This window comes from Halomonas sp. BM-2019, assembly GCF_017584085.1.
Map to the genome: position 1 here is coordinate 3,502,838 of NZ_CP071922.1, position 13,750 is coordinate 3,516,587.

The window sequence follows — 13,750 nt, forward strand, 5'->3', positions numbered from 1 at the left end:
GGGCTCTCGCTGCGGAAAGACTTGTCACGAGTATAGGAAGCCGCCACACCGCTGGATATGCCACTTGGGTGCCATCCCTGGCCCCCAGGCGTACGACCAAGGTCGCGAGTCACCCGGTGACCCGACGCGCTCATCTGCGGCAGAACACTCGCGACGCCTGGACGTTGCGCGGGGTCAGCGCATGGGCCCTGCGGGTATCGCCCTCGGCCTCGCGGCAGGCCGCCTCGATCAGGTGGTGATCCGGCGACAGCTCGCACACCGGGTCGGTGACCGCGGGATCGCCAGTCAGCAGGTAGGCCTGGCAGCGGCAGCCGCCGACGTCCTTGTGGCGCTCGTCGCAGCTCCGGCACGGCTCGCGCATCCAGGCCTCGCCGCGGTAGCGGTTGAAGGCGGGGCTGTCGTACCAGATCTCGCGCAGCGGCTGCTCGCGCACCTTGGGGAAGGTCATCGGCAGCAGCCGCGCGCTGTGGCAGGGCAGCACGGCACCGTCCGGGGCCACGGTCATGAAGATCGCGCCCCAGCCACCCATGCACGCCTTGGGCCGGTCGGCGTAGTAGTCGGGCACCACGAACAGCAGGCGCATCTCGCGCCCCCGCGCGGCGAGGCGCTCCCGCCAGCGCGCCGTGGTGGCCTCGGCTGCCTCGAGCTGGGCACGGCTCGGCAGCAGGCCGGTGCGGTTGAGGTGCGCCCAGCCGTACAGCTGGCAGTTGGCGAGCTCCACGGCGTCGGCGCCGAGCTCGTCGCACAGGGCGATGATGGCATCGAGCCGGTCGATGTTGTGGCGGTGCAGCACCACGTTTAGCACCATCGGATAGCCGGCGGCCTTGACCGCCCGGGCCATGGTCAGCTTCCTGGCATGGGCCTTGGGCGAGCCGGCCACCGCCGCGGCCACCTCGGGGTCGGCGGCCTGCAGGCTGATCTGGATATGGTCGAGCCCGGCCTCGCGCAGCGCCGCGATACGCGCCTCGTCGAGGCCCAGCGCCGAGGTGATCAGGTTGGTGTAGAAGCCGAGCCGGCGCGCCTCGGCGACCAGGGTCTCGAGGTCGCGCCGCACCAGCGGCTCGCCGCCGGAGAAGCCCAGCTGCACGGCGCCCAGCGCGCGGGCCTGGGCCAGCACATCGAGCCATTCGTCGGTGGTCAGCTCGTCCTTGACCGCGGCGAAGTCCAGCGGGTTGGAGCAGTAGCTGCACTGCAGCGGGCAGCGGTAGGTGAGCTCGGCGAGCAGCCACAGTGGGGCGCCGGTCTGGGCGTTGGCAGCGGCGGTGTCGGTATGGTCAGTCATGGTGGATCCAGCCCTGTTGGACGGCCTCGATCAGGAAGGCGTGCACGTCCACGGCGATGGCCCCGGCCGGCGCCTCGGGGTAGTCCGCCTCGAGCGCGCGAATCACGGCGTCGACGTCGCGCCGGCCGTCGAGCTGGCCGAGGATGGCGCCGGCGCTGGCGTTGAGCTGCACCATGCCCTCGGGATAGAGCAGCACATGGCGCTGCTGGTGCTCCTCCCACTGCAGGCGCCAGCCCGGACGCAGGTGACAGACGCTGGTGCCCCGGAGGTCGGTAGCGCTCATGACAGCCCCCGATGGTAGACGCGCCGGTCGGTGACGCTGTGGTAGGGCGGGCGCCCCAGCTGATAGGCCAGGGTCATGGCATCCAGCATGCTCCACAGCACATCGAGCTTGAACTGCAGGATCTCCAGGGCCCGCTGCTGGGTTTCCGCGGTCGTGCAGAACGTGAGCGCCAGCTCCAGGCCGTGCTCGACGTCGCGGCGTGCCTCCTTGAGCCGCTTGCGGAAGTAGCCGTAGCCGGCCGCGTCGATCCAGGGATAGTGTCCCGGCCAGGTGTCGAGCCGACTCTGGTGCGCCAGGGGGGCGAACAGCTCGGTCAGCGAGGAGATCGCCGCTTCCTGCCAGCTCGCCCGGCGCACGAAGTTGACGTAGGCATCCACCGCGAAGCGCACGCCGGGCAGCACATGTTCCTGCGACCACAGCTCGTCGCGGGTCAGGCCCACCGCCTCGCCCAGCGCCAGCCAGGCCTCGATGCCGCCGGCGTCGTCGTCGCGTCCGTCGTGGTCGAGCAGGCGCTGAATCCAGCGCCGCCGGGTGGCGGCGTCCGGGCAGTTGGCCAGCAGCGCGGCGTCCTTCTGCGGGATCATCACCTGATAATAGAAGCGGTTGGCCACCCAGCCGCGGATCTGCGCCGGGGTGGCGCGCCCCTCGGCCATGTCGATCTGGTAAGGGTGGTGAATGTGGTAATAGGCACCCTTGGCCAGCAGGGCCTGGCGAAAGGCTTCGGGAGAGAGTACGGCGGTCGGCGGCGGTTGCACGGCGTTCATGTCGGGCCCCTCTTTGTTGTTCTTGCTTGTTGTTGCTTGTCGTGGTCTGCAGTTCGGCGGCGCGTCGACGACACTACTGGCGCCTACAGGGTGAGCTGCATGCCGTCGTGGGCCACCTCGATGCCGTGCCGCTCCAGCACGGCGCGCTCCGGCGAGGCCTCGTCCAGCACGGGATTGGTGTTGTTGATGTGAATCAGGATGCGCCGCGTCGGCTCCGGCAACGCATCGAGCTCGGCGATCATGCCCGCCTCGCCGGCCAGCGCGAGATGCCCCATGTCGCGCCCGGTGGCCTGACCGATGCCGAGGCGTATCATCTCGTCGTCGTGCCACAGGGTGCCATCCACCAGCACGCAGTCGGCCTGGCGCATCAGCGCCCGCGCCGCAGCGCTCGGCTCGCCCAGGCCAGGCCCGTAGAACAGCGTGCCGCCGGTAAGCGTGTCGCGGAACAACAGGCCCAGGTTGTCGCCGGTGGCCGGCGCGCCGCGGCGGGGAGAATAAGGCGGCGCATTGGAGCTCAGCGAAAGCGCGGTGATCTCGAGCCCGGGGCAACTCGGCACCTGGAAGGAGCAGCGTTCGCGCTCGCCCGCCAGCGGGATTTCGCGCCAGATGAGCCCGCCGTTCCAGTGACGCAGCATGGCAAACAGCGGAAAGCCGCCGGAGAGGTCTTCATGCACGCCGGGCGTGCACCAGACGTCGAGCGGGCAGCCCTCGCGCAGTGACAGCAGCCCGCTGACGTGATCGATCTGGGCGTCCACCAGCAGCACCTCGGCGATGCCGCTGTCGCGCAGGCCACGACGTGGAAAGAGTGCCGGCGAGGCGCCAAGCTGGGTGCGGATATCGGGCGAGGCGTTGCACAGCAGCCAGCGCTCGCCGTCCATGCTCACCGCAATCGACGACTGGGTTCTCGGGCTCAGGCCGGGCCCGCGGCGAACGTCACGGCAGTTGGGGCAGTTGCAGTTCCACTGCGGGAATCCACCTCCCGCCGCCGAACCAAGTATCAGCACCTGCATGGCACTCTCCTGGAGCTGGCAGACGGGGCCTTTCGGCCCCGTGACATCGACCGATCAGCGATTGGCAATATACAGGGTGACCTCGAAGCCGAGGCGCAGGTCACGGAAGCTGGGCTTGGTCCACATGTCGGTTCCTCCAGATATTGTCGTTGGGAGTGGCTACCGTGCCAAAGGCGACGGCCATCCCAGTAAAGCACTGGCGGCGATCTGCCAGAGCGGTACTTTAGAGGGAGAAACCGCCCTTCATTGGGATGAAATCCCCCCCGCCCAAGGCCGGGTGTCGACGCCGGCCACCGGCTAGCCTCATGATGTCTCCTGCCGGGCAGGACCGCCCATGAAACGTCTGCTGGCGAATCTCACTCACGTCGAGCGACGAGATCGCTGGGGGGCTTCCAGCCAGATCTCCAGTGCGGCCAGGGTGGCCGTCACACAGAGCATGAGCTCGTGCAGCATGGCCCTGGCCGCGACCCGGTCCCCCTTCCCGGCCAGGCGCTCGAGCCGCAAGGCGTGGCCCGCCACCTTGACGGCGCCGAGGCTTGCCGACTCGCCCTTGAGCTGATGGGCCGCATGGCGGGCCGCCTCCAGGTCTGCCCCCTCCCCCAGGGCCCGCTCCAGCCCGGCCAGGCGCACCTCGACCTGGTCACGGTAGAGCGCCATCAGCGACTGCAGACCGCCCGCCCCCAGCTGCTCGTGCAGGGCCTGGAGGGTCAGCGGGTCCACCAGGGCGCCTTGACCGGCGGCGGCGGTGAGCGGCGGGAGGGCCTGGTTCTCGAGCAGATGCCGGTGCAGCACGTCCAGCAGCGCCTCCTGACGCAGCGGCTTGGTCAGGTAGCCGTTCATGCCGGCGGCCAGGCATCGCGCCTGTTCCCCACCGGGACCGCCGGCGGTCATGGCCACGATGGGCACCCCCGCGGCCCAGCCCTTCCGGGCGCGCAGGCGGCGGGTCACCTCCAGGCCATCCATGTCGGGCATCTGCACGTCCATGAAGATTAGGTCGAAGCGGCGCGCCGCCACCCGCTTCAGGGCGGCCGCCCCCGAATCGGCGATGGTGACCACACAGCCCAGCCGCTCCAGCAGGGCTCTGGCCGGTTGACGGGGTTGTCCTCCACCACCAGCAGCCGGGCGCGACTCGGATCCAGGCCCCGTGAACGACGCAGGGCGGAGGCCACCCGGGAGTCCGTCGCCTCGGCCACCACCAGGGGCACCACGAACCAGAAGCGGCTGCCCACGCCGGGCTCGCTGGCGACGTCGAGCTGGCCTCCCATGGCCTCCACCAGGCGGCGACAGATGGCCAGGCCCAGGCCAGTGCCGCCGAAGCGACGGGCCGTGGAGGCATCCCCCTGCCGGAAGGGCTCGAAGATCCGGGAGAGCTGTTCCGGAGCGATCCCGCAGCCGGTGTCGACCACCTCGAAGCGGAGCCTGCCTCGGAATTCGAGACGCACCTCGAGCCGCACCTCGCCCTTCTCGGTGAACTTCACCGCGTTGGAGACGAGGTTGAGCAGCACCTGGCGCAGGCGCCCCGGGTCCGTCATCACCCGCGGCGGCAGGCCCGGGTCCTGGCGGGTGATCAGGCGCACCCCGCGCGCCTCGGCGCGCGGGGCGAACATCGCCAGGGTGCCGTCGACGAGCTCCGCCAGCACCAGGGGGCGATGCTCGAGCTCGAGTCGCCCGGCCTCGATCTTGGAGAAGTCCAGGAGATCGTTGATCAGCTCCAGCAGCAGCCCGGCGCTGTCGTGAATGGTGGCCACATACTGCTGCGCCTTGCCCTCGAGGCGGTGCTCCAGCAGCAGGTCGCTCATGCCGATCACCCCGTTGAGGGGCGTGCGGATCTCATGGCTGACGGTGGCCAGGAACTCCGACTTGGCGCGGCTGGCCGATTCGGCCCGGCGGGCGGTCACCTCCAGCTCGCGACTTAGCGCCTCGAGGTCCCGCCGGGCGGCGGCATTGTCCCGCGCCTCGCGAAACAGCATGAGGGCCACCAGCAGAGCCGAGAGGCTCATCGCCAGTATCAGCACCAGCAGCAGGGCGTAGAGCCCCAGCAGCTGGCCACGCTCGCGGGTGGCGGTTTCGGCCAGATGACCGTTGATGGCGATTACCAGCCGCTCGGTTCGGTTGCTCAGGAGATCGAGATCGCCATCCAGGGCCCGGCGCACCTCGGGCTCGAGGGCGGTCAGCCGGGGGATCCGCTCGTCCAGGGCATCGAGCCGTGCCTCGATGTCATCCAGCAGCTCGCCGGCCGTGGGGATGGCCGCCAGCAGCTCGCGGATGTCGCCGCCGCGCAGCAGGGTGAGGCGGCTGTACAGGAGCTCGAAGCGCAGCCAGAGCCCATCCAGGCCACCATCGGGCTGAGCCAGGAAGCTGCGCAGCTGGACCACATCCCGGTCGAGCTTGTAGGCGTGCCAGGTAGTATCGCCCCCGACGCTCTGGGCCAGGCTGTCCACCATCAGGGCCGCCGCCAGCAGCAGCAGGGCGCTGATGGCGCCCAGCTTGAGTCGCAGGGGGTGTCGCAGCATATCGGTGGCCGCTCCCCGGGTCAGTGGCGTGGATCAGGGCGCATGGATTTCCGTCACCTGCCACACCGACCGGAAGCGCACCGCCTCGGTGAGCAGCTCCGGATGCTCGTCGAAGGGGTAGAGCACGAACAGGGGACCGAAGTAGCGGATCGGGATCGGCGAGTCGTTGCGGGTCATGGCCAGGATGACGTCGTACTCCAGCAGGTCCGAGAGAGGGATCTCGGCCTCGAAGCCGTTGAGGGCCCGTACCCGCACCCGATCGCTGCGTACGCCGGCGGTCGCCAGCACCTCCCGCAGCAGCGGGCCCTCGAAGCGGCCGCGGTCGGGGTGCCAGGGGGTGCGCGTCTCGATCACGGTGGGGGCGATCGCCATCAGCATCGGGCGATCGAAGCGCGCCTCGTCGCCCACGTTGGGCCGCTGGATTTCCCCGCTGATGGTCAGCAGCACCTCGCCGCTGGGGGCCGACAGCGGGGTCTGCGACGCCATCAGGGGCGTCAGCGGGGGAAGCAGAAGGAGGACGAACAGCAGGGGCAGGTGCTGGCGCATGGGGCAATCCAGTCATGGCATCGGGATTGCCGACCAGCCTACCCGATCCGGGGGTAAAGGTCAGTTAGCCAGTCGTCATGGCCAGCGAGACACGCCGACGTCAGGGTGCCTCCTGATGACGGTCCGGCTGCAGCGTCTCCAGGCCTTCCAGCAGCCGCTGCAGATAGCGGGCCCGCTGCTCGAGAACGCCATTGCGATGCAGCTGACGAGACAGATGCAGCAACTCGGGATCACCCAGTTCGGCCGCCTCCAACTGGTCATGATAGGACTCGACCAGCGCGAGATCGGCCTCGCGCCCTTCCCGCCATGCCGTCATGGCCACCTCCAGGGCCTGCCGGGCCTCCCGCCCCAGCACCTTGTCGAGCCGGGCAGCGAGTCGGTCGACTTCCTCTTCCCAGCTCGCCTCGGCGCGGCGGGCGCAGGCGAGGCTCGGCTCGGGAAGCCACTCACCTTCGGCCATGCAGGCCTCCAGCTCATAGGCAATGGTCTGTGCACCAGCAGACGGCGAAAAGGCAAGTGATTGGCCGAGGGCCATGGTCGACGGCAGCGAAACCAGCAGCAGGCAGGCAAGTCGGCGCAGCATCGGCATGGCATCACCTGTGGGGCTGGCGGGCGCCAGCGTTGAAACGGGGGGCATCAACGCCCCCCAGCATAGTGGCTCCTCGCCGGTGACGCGAGGAGGCGCGGCTCAGCCCTGCAGCGGCTCATCCTCCTCGATCACCTCGACGCGCACCAGGTCCTCGTAGGCGTGCCAACTGGCATGCCCCAGCACAGGCAGGATCAGCGCCAGGCCGATATAGAAGGTCATCATGCCGACCAGCACACAGACGGTGAGGATGACCGCCCAGAGCAGCATGGGGCGGAAGTTGCGGGCCACCGAGCGGACGCTGGCCTCGATCCCCTCCATGAAGGTGAGGTCCTGATCCATCAGGGTGGGGATCGCCACCACGCTGATGGCGAAGGCGCCAAAGGCCAGCACGCTGCCCATGGCCGTGCCCACCGCGATCATGCCGAGGCCCTGCGGCGTGGTCAGCAGCGAGGCATAGAGAGCCGCCGGCCCCGGGGCCTCGAAGCCGTAGAAGAGGGCAAACAGCAGCGTCGCCAGGCGAATCCAGGCGAGGAAGAAGATCATCAGCATCACGCCCATCATCGCCAGCGGCCATGGGCAGCAGCCAGTGCCAGAGCCCCAGGGTGATGGCACCGGCGGTCACGGCAATGCTCAGGCCTACCCAGAACATGCCGTAGGCGAGGCTTACCGCCGTGGCCTGGCGGAAATCCTCGATGCCGGCCGCGAGCCAGGCCCTCGGCCGGTCCATGCCCACCGGGTTGATGCTGATCTTGACCCTGGGCGCTGCAGCCTTGTCATTCGATCTTGTTGATGCCGCATTCATGGTGTCACCCCTGTTTCCGCCAGATACTGCCCGAGGCGCTCGGGCCATTGCATGGCAACCCGGGTCTCGGCCACGGGGCTGCCTCATCTCCGTTTGATGCCTCCTCAATGTAGTTGACCGGTGTCAATCCTGCCGATGGGGCGCGGGGAGTCATTCCACGCTGCCGCAACTCAGGCCTCGTCACGGGGCAGTTCATAAGACGATGGCGAAATGATCTTTGTGACATGGACGCAGGCTGCCCTAGCATGGAAGCTTGCCCTCACACCCACCAAAGAAGGGATCCGAAGATGACCCTGTCACTGCGCCCGGCATCGGCCCTGTCGATCGCCCTGCTGCTTGGCGGCCTGGCCACCACGGTCCAGGCCGATTCCGACCTCTCCCGGGATCAGATGGCGGTCATGGCCGGCGGCTGTGCCAGCTGCCATGGTACCGACGGTCGCCTCTCGGGGGCGGTCCCGGCGCTCGCCGGCCGCCCGGCGGAGCTGCTGGAGTCGCGCCTGCTCGCCTTCAAGCGCGACGAGGTGGAGGACACCACGGTGATGGACCGCATCGCCAAGGGCTTCAGCGACGAGGAACTCTCGGCGCTGGCCGAACATTTTGCCACCATCGACGCGCCGTAAGGGGGCCCCATGAGTCACGATTCCCAACGCCACGGCTTCTCCCGGCGTCGCTTCCTGCAGGGCCTCGGCGCCGCCTCTGCCCTGCCCCTGGTGGGCGGCTTCGCCCCCTTCGCCATCGGCAACCAACGCGCCGGGCGCGTGGTGGTGATCGGCGGCGGCTTCGGCGGCGCCACCGCCGCCAAGTACCTCAAGCGTGCCAACCCGGCCATCGAGGTCACCCTGGTGGAACCCGCCGAGGTGTTCTACACCTGTCCGTTCAGCAACCTCTTCCTGGGCGGCCTGCGCGACATGCGTTCCATCGCCCACGGCTACGATGAGCTGCGCGACCGCTACGGCGTCCGGGTGGTGCACAGCCTGGCCGAGGACGTCGATCCCGACGGGCACCGCGTGCGCCTGGCCAACGGCGAGACCCTGGCCTACGACCGCCTGGTGCTGTCACCGGGCATCGACTTCCGCTGGAACGGCCTGGAGGGCTACGACGAGGCCGCCGCGGAGCTCGCGCCCCACGCCTGGAAGGCCGGCGCCCAGAGTGAGCTGCTGCGCCGCCAGCTCGAGGAGATGGAGGACGGCGGCACCTTCGTGATGGTGGCCCCGGAGAACCCCTTCCGCTGCCCGCCGGGACCCTACGAGCGCGCCAGCATGGTGGCCCACTACTTCAGCCAGCATAAGCCCGCCTCCAAGGTGCTGATCCTCGATGCCAAGGACAATTTCTCCAAGCAGGGGCTGTTCACCGCCGGCTGGGAGCGGCTCTACGGCGACCGCATCGAGTGGGTCGGGCTCTCCGACGACGGCCGTGTGACCCGGGTCGATGCCGAGAACCGGGAAGTGGAGACCGAGTTCGGCACCCGCCACCGCGCCGACGTGCTCAACGTCATTCCGCCCCAGAAGGCGGGCTGGATCGCCGAGCGCGCCGGCGTCACCGACGACTCAGGCTGGGTGCCGGTCAAGCCGGAGACCTTCGAGTCCCAGCGGGTCGCCGATATCTACGTGGTGGGCGACGCCACCGTGGCCGCGCCGATGCCCAAGTCGGGCTTCTGCGCCAACAACCAGGCCAAGGTGGTGGCCGCCGCCATCGCCGCGGAACTCTCCGGCCGCGCCGCTCCGGAGCCCTACTGGACCAACACCTGCTACAGCCTGATCGGCCCCGAGTACGGCATCTCGGTGGCCGGGGTCTACCGGGTCCAGGAGGGGGTGATCGAGGAGGTATCCGGTGGCCTGAGTCCCGCCGACGCCCCGGACCCTATCCGCGCCCTGGAGGCCGAGTACGCCGTGGGCTGGTACAACGCCATCTGCCAGGACACCTGGGGCACCCCCGCCTGAGACCCTGACCCCGGAATGGTATGATATGCAGGGCCACCTCCGGGTGGCCCCGTTTCGTTGAAGGATCGAGGATCGTTTCATGAGCCATATCGAGCTGGTCGCCTGGTCGGGCCTGATCATCGGGCTGGCCTTCGGCGCCACCGCACAGGCCACCGGCTTCTGCCTGATGCGCGGCCTGGCCAACGCCTGGGGGCGGGGCGACACCCTCAAGCTGCGCGCCTTCGCACTGGCCATGGCCGTGGCGCTGCTGGGCAGCCAGGCGCTGGCCGCCTTCGGCGTGGTGTCGCTGGGCGGCGCCCTCTACCTGCCGCCCAGCGCCTCCTGGCTGGCGCTCCCGCTGGGCGGGGCGCTGTTCGGCTATGGCATGGTGCTCGCCAACGGCTGCGGCGCCCGCTCGCTGGTACTGCTGGGCGGCGGCAACCTGCGCAGCTTCGTGGTGCTGGTATGCCTGGGCCTGGCAGCCGCCATGACGCTCTCCGGTCTGCTGGCGCCGCTGCGCGTCTGGCTCGAGGGCGCCACCACCCTCGCCCTGCCCGCCCGGGACCTGCCGGGGCTGCTCGGCGCTCCCGCCTGGCTGCCGGCCCTGATACTGGGCGGCGCGCTGATAGCCTGGGCGCTGGCCAGCCGCGACTTTCGCGGAAGCCCGCGGGAGTGGCTGGGTGGGCTGATCATCGGCGCCCTGGTCCCGGCCGGCTGGGTCGCCACCGGCGTGCTGGGCTTCGATGACTTCGAGCCGGTGCGCCTGGCCACCCTCACCTTCATCGCCCCCATTGGCGAGACGCTGCAGTATGCCATGCTCTCCACCGGCACCCGCCTCGGCTTCGGCGTCAGCGTGGTGGGAGGCGTGCTGGTGGGCGCCCTGGCCATGGCGCTGGCGCGCCGCGACTTCCGCTGGCAGGGCTTCTCGGGGCCCGGCCACATGGGGCGCAGCATGGCCGGCGGGGCGCTGATGGGCATCGGCGGCGTGCTGGCCCTGGGCTGCTCCATCGGCCAGGGTCTCTCTGGCTTCTCGACCCTGGCCCTGCCCAGCTTCGCCGCCCTGGCCGGCATCCTGGCCGGGGCCCGCCTGGGGATCAAGGGCTCCCTGGCGCTGTCCAAGACACCGACCACCACCTGATCGACCAGAGGACGCCCATGCCGCACCCCCTGACCCGACGCCCCCTCTCCCGCCGCCGACTGCTGGCCGGACTCGGCCTCATGGCGCTGGCGCCGCTGGCCCTGGCCGACGGCCCCTGGCAGCGCCTCGATGTCGCCGGCGAGCTGCTCGGCGACTCCCGGCCGACCACCGAAGGCCTGGTGCTGGAGCTGCCCCATGTCTCCGAGGACGGTGCCGCGGTACCGCTCTCCGTGCGCTTCGAGGGGAGCCTCGGCGACGATGACCACCTGGCGGAGATCCACCTTTTTGCCACCGGCAACCCCAACCCCGAGATCGCCAGCTTCGCGCTCAGCCCCGAGGCTGGCCTGCCGGAGATCTCCACCCGGGTACGCCTCAACGAGAGCCAGCAGGTGATCGCCATCGCCCGCAGCCAGCAGGGCGAGACCTTCGCCACCGCCCGGGAGGTGCGCATCACCGTGAGCGGCTGCCTGATGCGCGGCGACGACCAGCCCCCGGCTCCGCTCTCCAACCCTCGGGTCAGCCTGCCCGAGCGCATCAGTAACGGCGGAGCCGCCGAGGTGCGCACCCTGATCAGCCACCCCATGGAAACCGGGCTGCGCGAGGGCGCCGACGGCGAGACGCTGCCGCGCCACATCATCGAGCGGTTCACCGTCAGCCTCAATGGCGAGACCGCCTTCGCCGCCCGCCTGCACCAGTCGGTATCGGCCAACCCCTACCTGCGCTTCCACCTCTCGCCCCGCGAGGATGCCGAGGTGGTGATCGAATGGCAGGACGACACCGGCGAGAGCGCCCGCCACGAGGCCAGGGTGAGCGTCGGCTGACCGGCGCTTCCGGCCCACCCGATAATGCAAGAGCCCCGGCCAACTGGTGGCCGGGGCTCTTGCGTTCATCGCGGTCAGGCGGCCGCCTGGCGAACGCTCAGCGCACGATCATCACCGACACCTTGGAGTGGTGCACCACATGCTCGGCATTGGGGCCCAGCACGTAGTCGGCAAACTTGCGCTTGTTGTGGGAGGCCATGATGATCAGGTCGACCTCCAGCTTCTTGGCCGCCTTGACGATCGCCTCCCAGGGCGAGCCATCCACGATGACGGTCTGCACCTTGATATCCTCGGGCACGTGCTCCTGGATGAACTGGTGCTGGGCCTCGGTGACCGCCTCGTGGGCCTTCTTGGCGAAGTCCTTGGGAAAGTAGGAGCCCACCAGCGGCATGCGGTAGTCCGGCAGCACCGTCACCACATGCAGCGTGGCACCGAAGGTGCGGCACAGGGTCACCGCCGTGGGCAGCGCCTTCTTCCAGGAGAGCTCTTCATTGAGGTCCACCGGCAGCAGGATCTTGCTGTACATGGTCTTCTCCTCCCTCAGGCGGTGGCGGCCTGGCCGGCACCGGGTTCACGACGGCGACGCTGCAGCAGCACGACAAGACCGAACACCAAGAAGCCCGGTATCCACATCCACTCCTTGGCCAAGCGATCCACCGGCGCCAGCACCTCGAGGATCTCCTGATCGAAGTCGAAACCGAGGTCCTGGGCCAGGCCGCCGAACTCGACGAAGTCCACCAGGGTCTGGTCGCCGTCGACCCACAGCTCCATCCCCAGGCGCTCCATGCGCTCCTCGCCGGTGTCGCCGCGGGGCACCGGCACCAGGACATAGGTGGTCATGGGGTCGCCGAAGGCGTCCTCGCCGCTGATCTGCACCCGCAGGTTGCTGCCGTCCTCCACCTCGCCGAGGACCTGGACGAATTCGCTGGGCGGCACCGACTCGTAGGGGTCGTGGATCTGGTCCATCCAGAAGCCGGGGCGGAACAGGGTGAAGGCCACCAGCAGCAGCAGCACGCTCTCGTACCAGCGGCTGCGCACGATCATGTACCCCTGGGTGCCCGCCGCGAAGATCAGCATGGCGATCGTCGCGATGATGAAGATCAGGATTCCCTGCAACCACCCGACGTCGATCAGCAGCAGGTCGGTGTTGAAGATGAACAGGAAGGGCAGCGCCGCGGTACGCAGGCTGTAGTAGAAGGCCTGGAAGCCGGTGCGCAGCGGGTCGCCCCCGGAGACCGCCGCCGCGGCGAAGGACGCCAGGCCCACCGGCGGCGTCACGTCGGCCATGATGCCGAAATAGAAGACAAAGAGGTGCACGGCGATCAGCGGCACGATCAGGCCGCTCTGCTGACCCAGCATCACGATCACCGGTGCCATCAGCGCCGACACCACGATGTAGTTGGCGGTGGTGGGCAGGCCCATGCCGAGTATCAGGCTGAGCACCGCGGTGAGCAGCAGGATCAGCATCAGGTTGCCCATGGCGAGGATCTCCACCACGTCGGCCAGCACCAGGCCGACGCCGGTCTGGGAGACCGCCCCGACGATGATACCCGCCGCCGCGGTGGCGATGCCGATGCCGATCATGTTGCGGGCACCGGCCACCAGGCCATCCCACAGATCCAGACAGCCCTCCTTGATATCCTCGCCCAGGCGGCTGCGGCCGCGGAAGACGGCGATGATCGGCCGCTGGGTGAGCATGATGAAGATCATGAACACCGTGGCCCAGAAGGCCGAGAGCCCCGGCGACAGGCGCTCCACCATCAGGCACCACACCAGCACGATCACCGGCAGGATATAGTGCAGCCCCACCATTACCGTAGGACGGGTCTGGGGCAGCTTGATCACCTTGGAAGAGGGATCGTCAAGCTCCAGCTCCGGGTAGTTCGACCCCACCTTGAGCAGCCCGATATAGGCCACCGTCAGCGCCACGGCAATCACCCAGGGTGTGGCATCGCCCAGCACCGGCTTGAGCCAGCCAAGGCCATAGTAGACCGCAAACGACAGCGCCATCAGCAGGATCAGGCCGGTGAGAAAGCCGATCACCTTGTTGAGGAAGGGACGCGGCGGGTTGCTGGTCGGCAGG

The 13,750-nt window shown here is 69.1% G+C and carries 15 protein-coding genes and 1 pseudogene; 4 read left to right on the forward strand and 12 right to left on the reverse strand.

From position 1 onward, the window contains the following. Positions 1 to 130: 130 nt before the first annotated feature. From pqqE to J5F18_RS17420, 10 genes and pseudogenes are all read right to left on the reverse strand, one after another. Positions 131 to 1,282 (reverse strand): pyrroloquinoline quinone biosynthesis protein PqqE, encoded by a 1,152-nt coding sequence (pqqE, locus tag J5F18_RS17375; RefSeq protein ID WP_346299789.1) that lies wholly within the window; start codon positions 1,280 to 1,282, stop codon positions 131 to 133. Next, complete coding sequence (gene pqqD, locus J5F18_RS17380; protein ID WP_346299790.1) at positions 1,275 to 1,565, reverse strand: pyrroloquinoline quinone biosynthesis peptide chaperone PqqD; 291 nt, start codon at positions 1,563 to 1,565, stop codon at positions 1,275 to 1,277. The genes pqqE and pqqD overlap by 8 nt, the downstream gene beginning before the upstream one ends. Next, positions 1,562 to 2,329, reverse strand: a complete 768-nt coding sequence (gene pqqC / locus J5F18_RS17385) for a pyrroloquinoline-quinone synthase PqqC (RefSeq protein WP_346299791.1) — start codon at positions 2,327 to 2,329, stop codon at positions 1,562 to 1,564. Before pqqC ends, pqqD begins: the two co-directional genes overlap by 4 nt. 83 nt (positions 2,330 to 2,412) lie before the next feature. Further along, entirely contained in the window at positions 2,413 to 3,339 is a 927-nt protein-coding gene (gene pqqB, locus J5F18_RS17390; RefSeq protein WP_346299792.1) for a pyrroloquinoline quinone biosynthesis protein PqqB, read from the reverse strand. Between the two features lie 54 nt (positions 3,340 to 3,393). Beyond that, complete coding sequence (gene pqqA, locus J5F18_RS17395; RefSeq protein ID WP_010627037.1) at positions 3,394 to 3,465, reverse strand: pyrroloquinoline quinone precursor peptide PqqA; 72 nt, start codon at positions 3,463 to 3,465, stop codon at positions 3,394 to 3,396. A gap of 234 nt (positions 3,466 to 3,699) precedes the next feature. Further along, positions 3,700 to 4,395, reverse strand: a complete 696-nt coding sequence (locus J5F18_RS17400; RefSeq protein WP_346299793.1) for a response regulator — start codon at positions 4,393 to 4,395, stop codon at positions 3,700 to 3,702. After that, positions 4,359 to 5,852, reverse strand: a complete 1,494-nt coding sequence (locus J5F18_RS17405; RefSeq protein ID WP_346299794.1) for an ATP-binding protein — start codon at positions 5,850 to 5,852, stop codon at positions 4,359 to 4,361. The genes J5F18_RS17400 and J5F18_RS17405 overlap by 37 nt, the downstream gene beginning before the upstream one ends. Positions 5,853 to 5,885: 33 nt before the next feature. Next, complete coding sequence (locus J5F18_RS17410) at positions 5,886 to 6,398, reverse strand: molybdopterin-dependent oxidoreductase (RefSeq protein WP_346299795.1); 513 nt, start codon at positions 6,396 to 6,398, stop codon at positions 5,886 to 5,888. A 100-nt stretch (positions 6,399 to 6,498) separates the two neighbouring features. Further along, the gene (locus J5F18_RS17415; RefSeq protein WP_346299796.1) at positions 6,499 to 6,987 is read right to left on the reverse strand and encodes a lysozyme inhibitor LprI family protein; all 489 of its coding nucleotides are present in this window, start codon (positions 6,985 to 6,987) and stop codon (positions 6,499 to 6,501) included. Between the two features lie 99 nt (positions 6,988 to 7,086). Then, positions 7,087 to 7,789, reverse strand: a pseudogene (locus J5F18_RS17420) (DUF2189 domain-containing protein). A gap of 287 nt (positions 7,790 to 8,076) precedes the next feature. Between J5F18_RS17420 and J5F18_RS17425 the strand changes: the two are divergent. The 4 genes from J5F18_RS17425 to soxZ all read left to right on the forward strand — a co-directional run bounded on the left by J5F18_RS17425 (position 8,077) and on the right by soxZ (position 11,667). Then, positions 8,077 to 8,409, forward strand: coding sequence for a c-type cytochrome (locus J5F18_RS17425; protein ID WP_346299797.1), 333 nt, complete (start codon positions 8,077 to 8,079; stop codon positions 8,407 to 8,409). Between the two features lie 9 nt (positions 8,410 to 8,418). Next, positions 8,419 to 9,729: an FCSD flavin-binding domain-containing protein gene (locus J5F18_RS17430; RefSeq protein WP_346299798.1), complete on the forward strand. Its 1,311-nt coding sequence runs from the start codon at positions 8,419 to 8,421 to the stop codon at positions 9,727 to 9,729. Between the two features lie 79 nt (positions 9,730 to 9,808). Continuing rightward, complete coding sequence (locus J5F18_RS17435; RefSeq protein ID WP_346299799.1) at positions 9,809 to 10,846, forward strand: YeeE/YedE family protein; 1,038 nt, start codon at positions 9,809 to 9,811, stop codon at positions 10,844 to 10,846. 17 nt (positions 10,847 to 10,863) lie between these two features. Beyond that, positions 10,864 to 11,667 (forward strand): thiosulfate oxidation carrier complex protein SoxZ, encoded by an 804-nt coding sequence (soxZ, locus tag J5F18_RS17440; RefSeq protein WP_346299800.1) that lies wholly within the window; start codon positions 10,864 to 10,866, stop codon positions 11,665 to 11,667. Positions 11,668 to 11,764: 97 nt separating this feature from the next. Here the strand turns inward: soxZ and J5F18_RS17445 are convergent, their stop codons facing one another. After that, a complete protein-coding gene (locus J5F18_RS17445; RefSeq protein WP_346299801.1) occupies positions 11,765 to 12,193 on the reverse strand; it encodes a universal stress protein in 429 nt (142 codons plus the stop codon). A 14-nt stretch (positions 12,194 to 12,207) separates the two neighbouring features. Then, positions 12,208 to 13,750 (reverse strand): DUF3394 domain-containing protein (locus J5F18_RS17450; protein WP_346299802.1); only part of this gene is annotated, 1,543 nt, incomplete at its 5' end.

Excerpts from the sequence above, each read along its gene's own strand:
- pqqE (WP_346299789.1), bottom strand. The coding sequence starts at position 1,282 with ATGACTGACCATACCGACACCGCCGCTGCCAACGCCCAGACCGGCGCC.
- pqqD (WP_346299790.1), bottom strand. The coding sequence starts at position 1,565 with ATGAGCGCTACCGACCTCCGGGGCACCAGCGTCTGTCACCTGCGTCCG.
- pqqC (WP_346299791.1), bottom strand. The coding sequence starts at position 2,329 with ATGAACGCCGTGCAACCGCCGCCGACCGCCGTACTCTCTCCCGAAGCC.
- pqqB (WP_346299792.1), bottom strand. The coding sequence starts at position 3,339 with ATGCAGGTGCTGATACTTGGTTCGGCGGCGGGAGGTGGATTCCCGCAG.
- J5F18_RS17405 (WP_346299794.1), bottom strand. The coding sequence starts at position 5,852 with ATGCTGCGACACCCCCTGCGACTCAAGCTGGGCGCCATCAGCGCCCTG.
- J5F18_RS17410 (WP_346299795.1), bottom strand. The coding sequence starts at position 6,398 with ATGCGCCAGCACCTGCCCCTGCTGTTCGTCCTCCTTCTGCTTCCCCCG.
- J5F18_RS17415 (WP_346299796.1), bottom strand. The coding sequence starts at position 6,987 with ATGCCGATGCTGCGCCGACTTGCCTGCCTGCTGCTGGTTTCGCTGCCG.
- J5F18_RS17425 (WP_346299797.1), top strand. The coding sequence starts at position 8,077 with ATGACCCTGTCACTGCGCCCGGCATCGGCCCTGTCGATCGCCCTGCTG.
- J5F18_RS17430 (WP_346299798.1), top strand. The coding sequence starts at position 8,419 with ATGAGTCACGATTCCCAACGCCACGGCTTCTCCCGGCGTCGCTTCCTG.
- J5F18_RS17435 (WP_346299799.1), top strand. The coding sequence starts at position 9,809 with ATGAGCCATATCGAGCTGGTCGCCTGGTCGGGCCTGATCATCGGGCTG.
- soxZ (WP_346299800.1), top strand. The coding sequence starts at position 10,864 with ATGCCGCACCCCCTGACCCGACGCCCCCTCTCCCGCCGCCGACTGCTG.
- J5F18_RS17445 (WP_346299801.1), bottom strand. The coding sequence starts at position 12,193 with ATGTACAGCAAGATCCTGCTGCCGGTGGACCTCAATGAAGAGCTCTCC.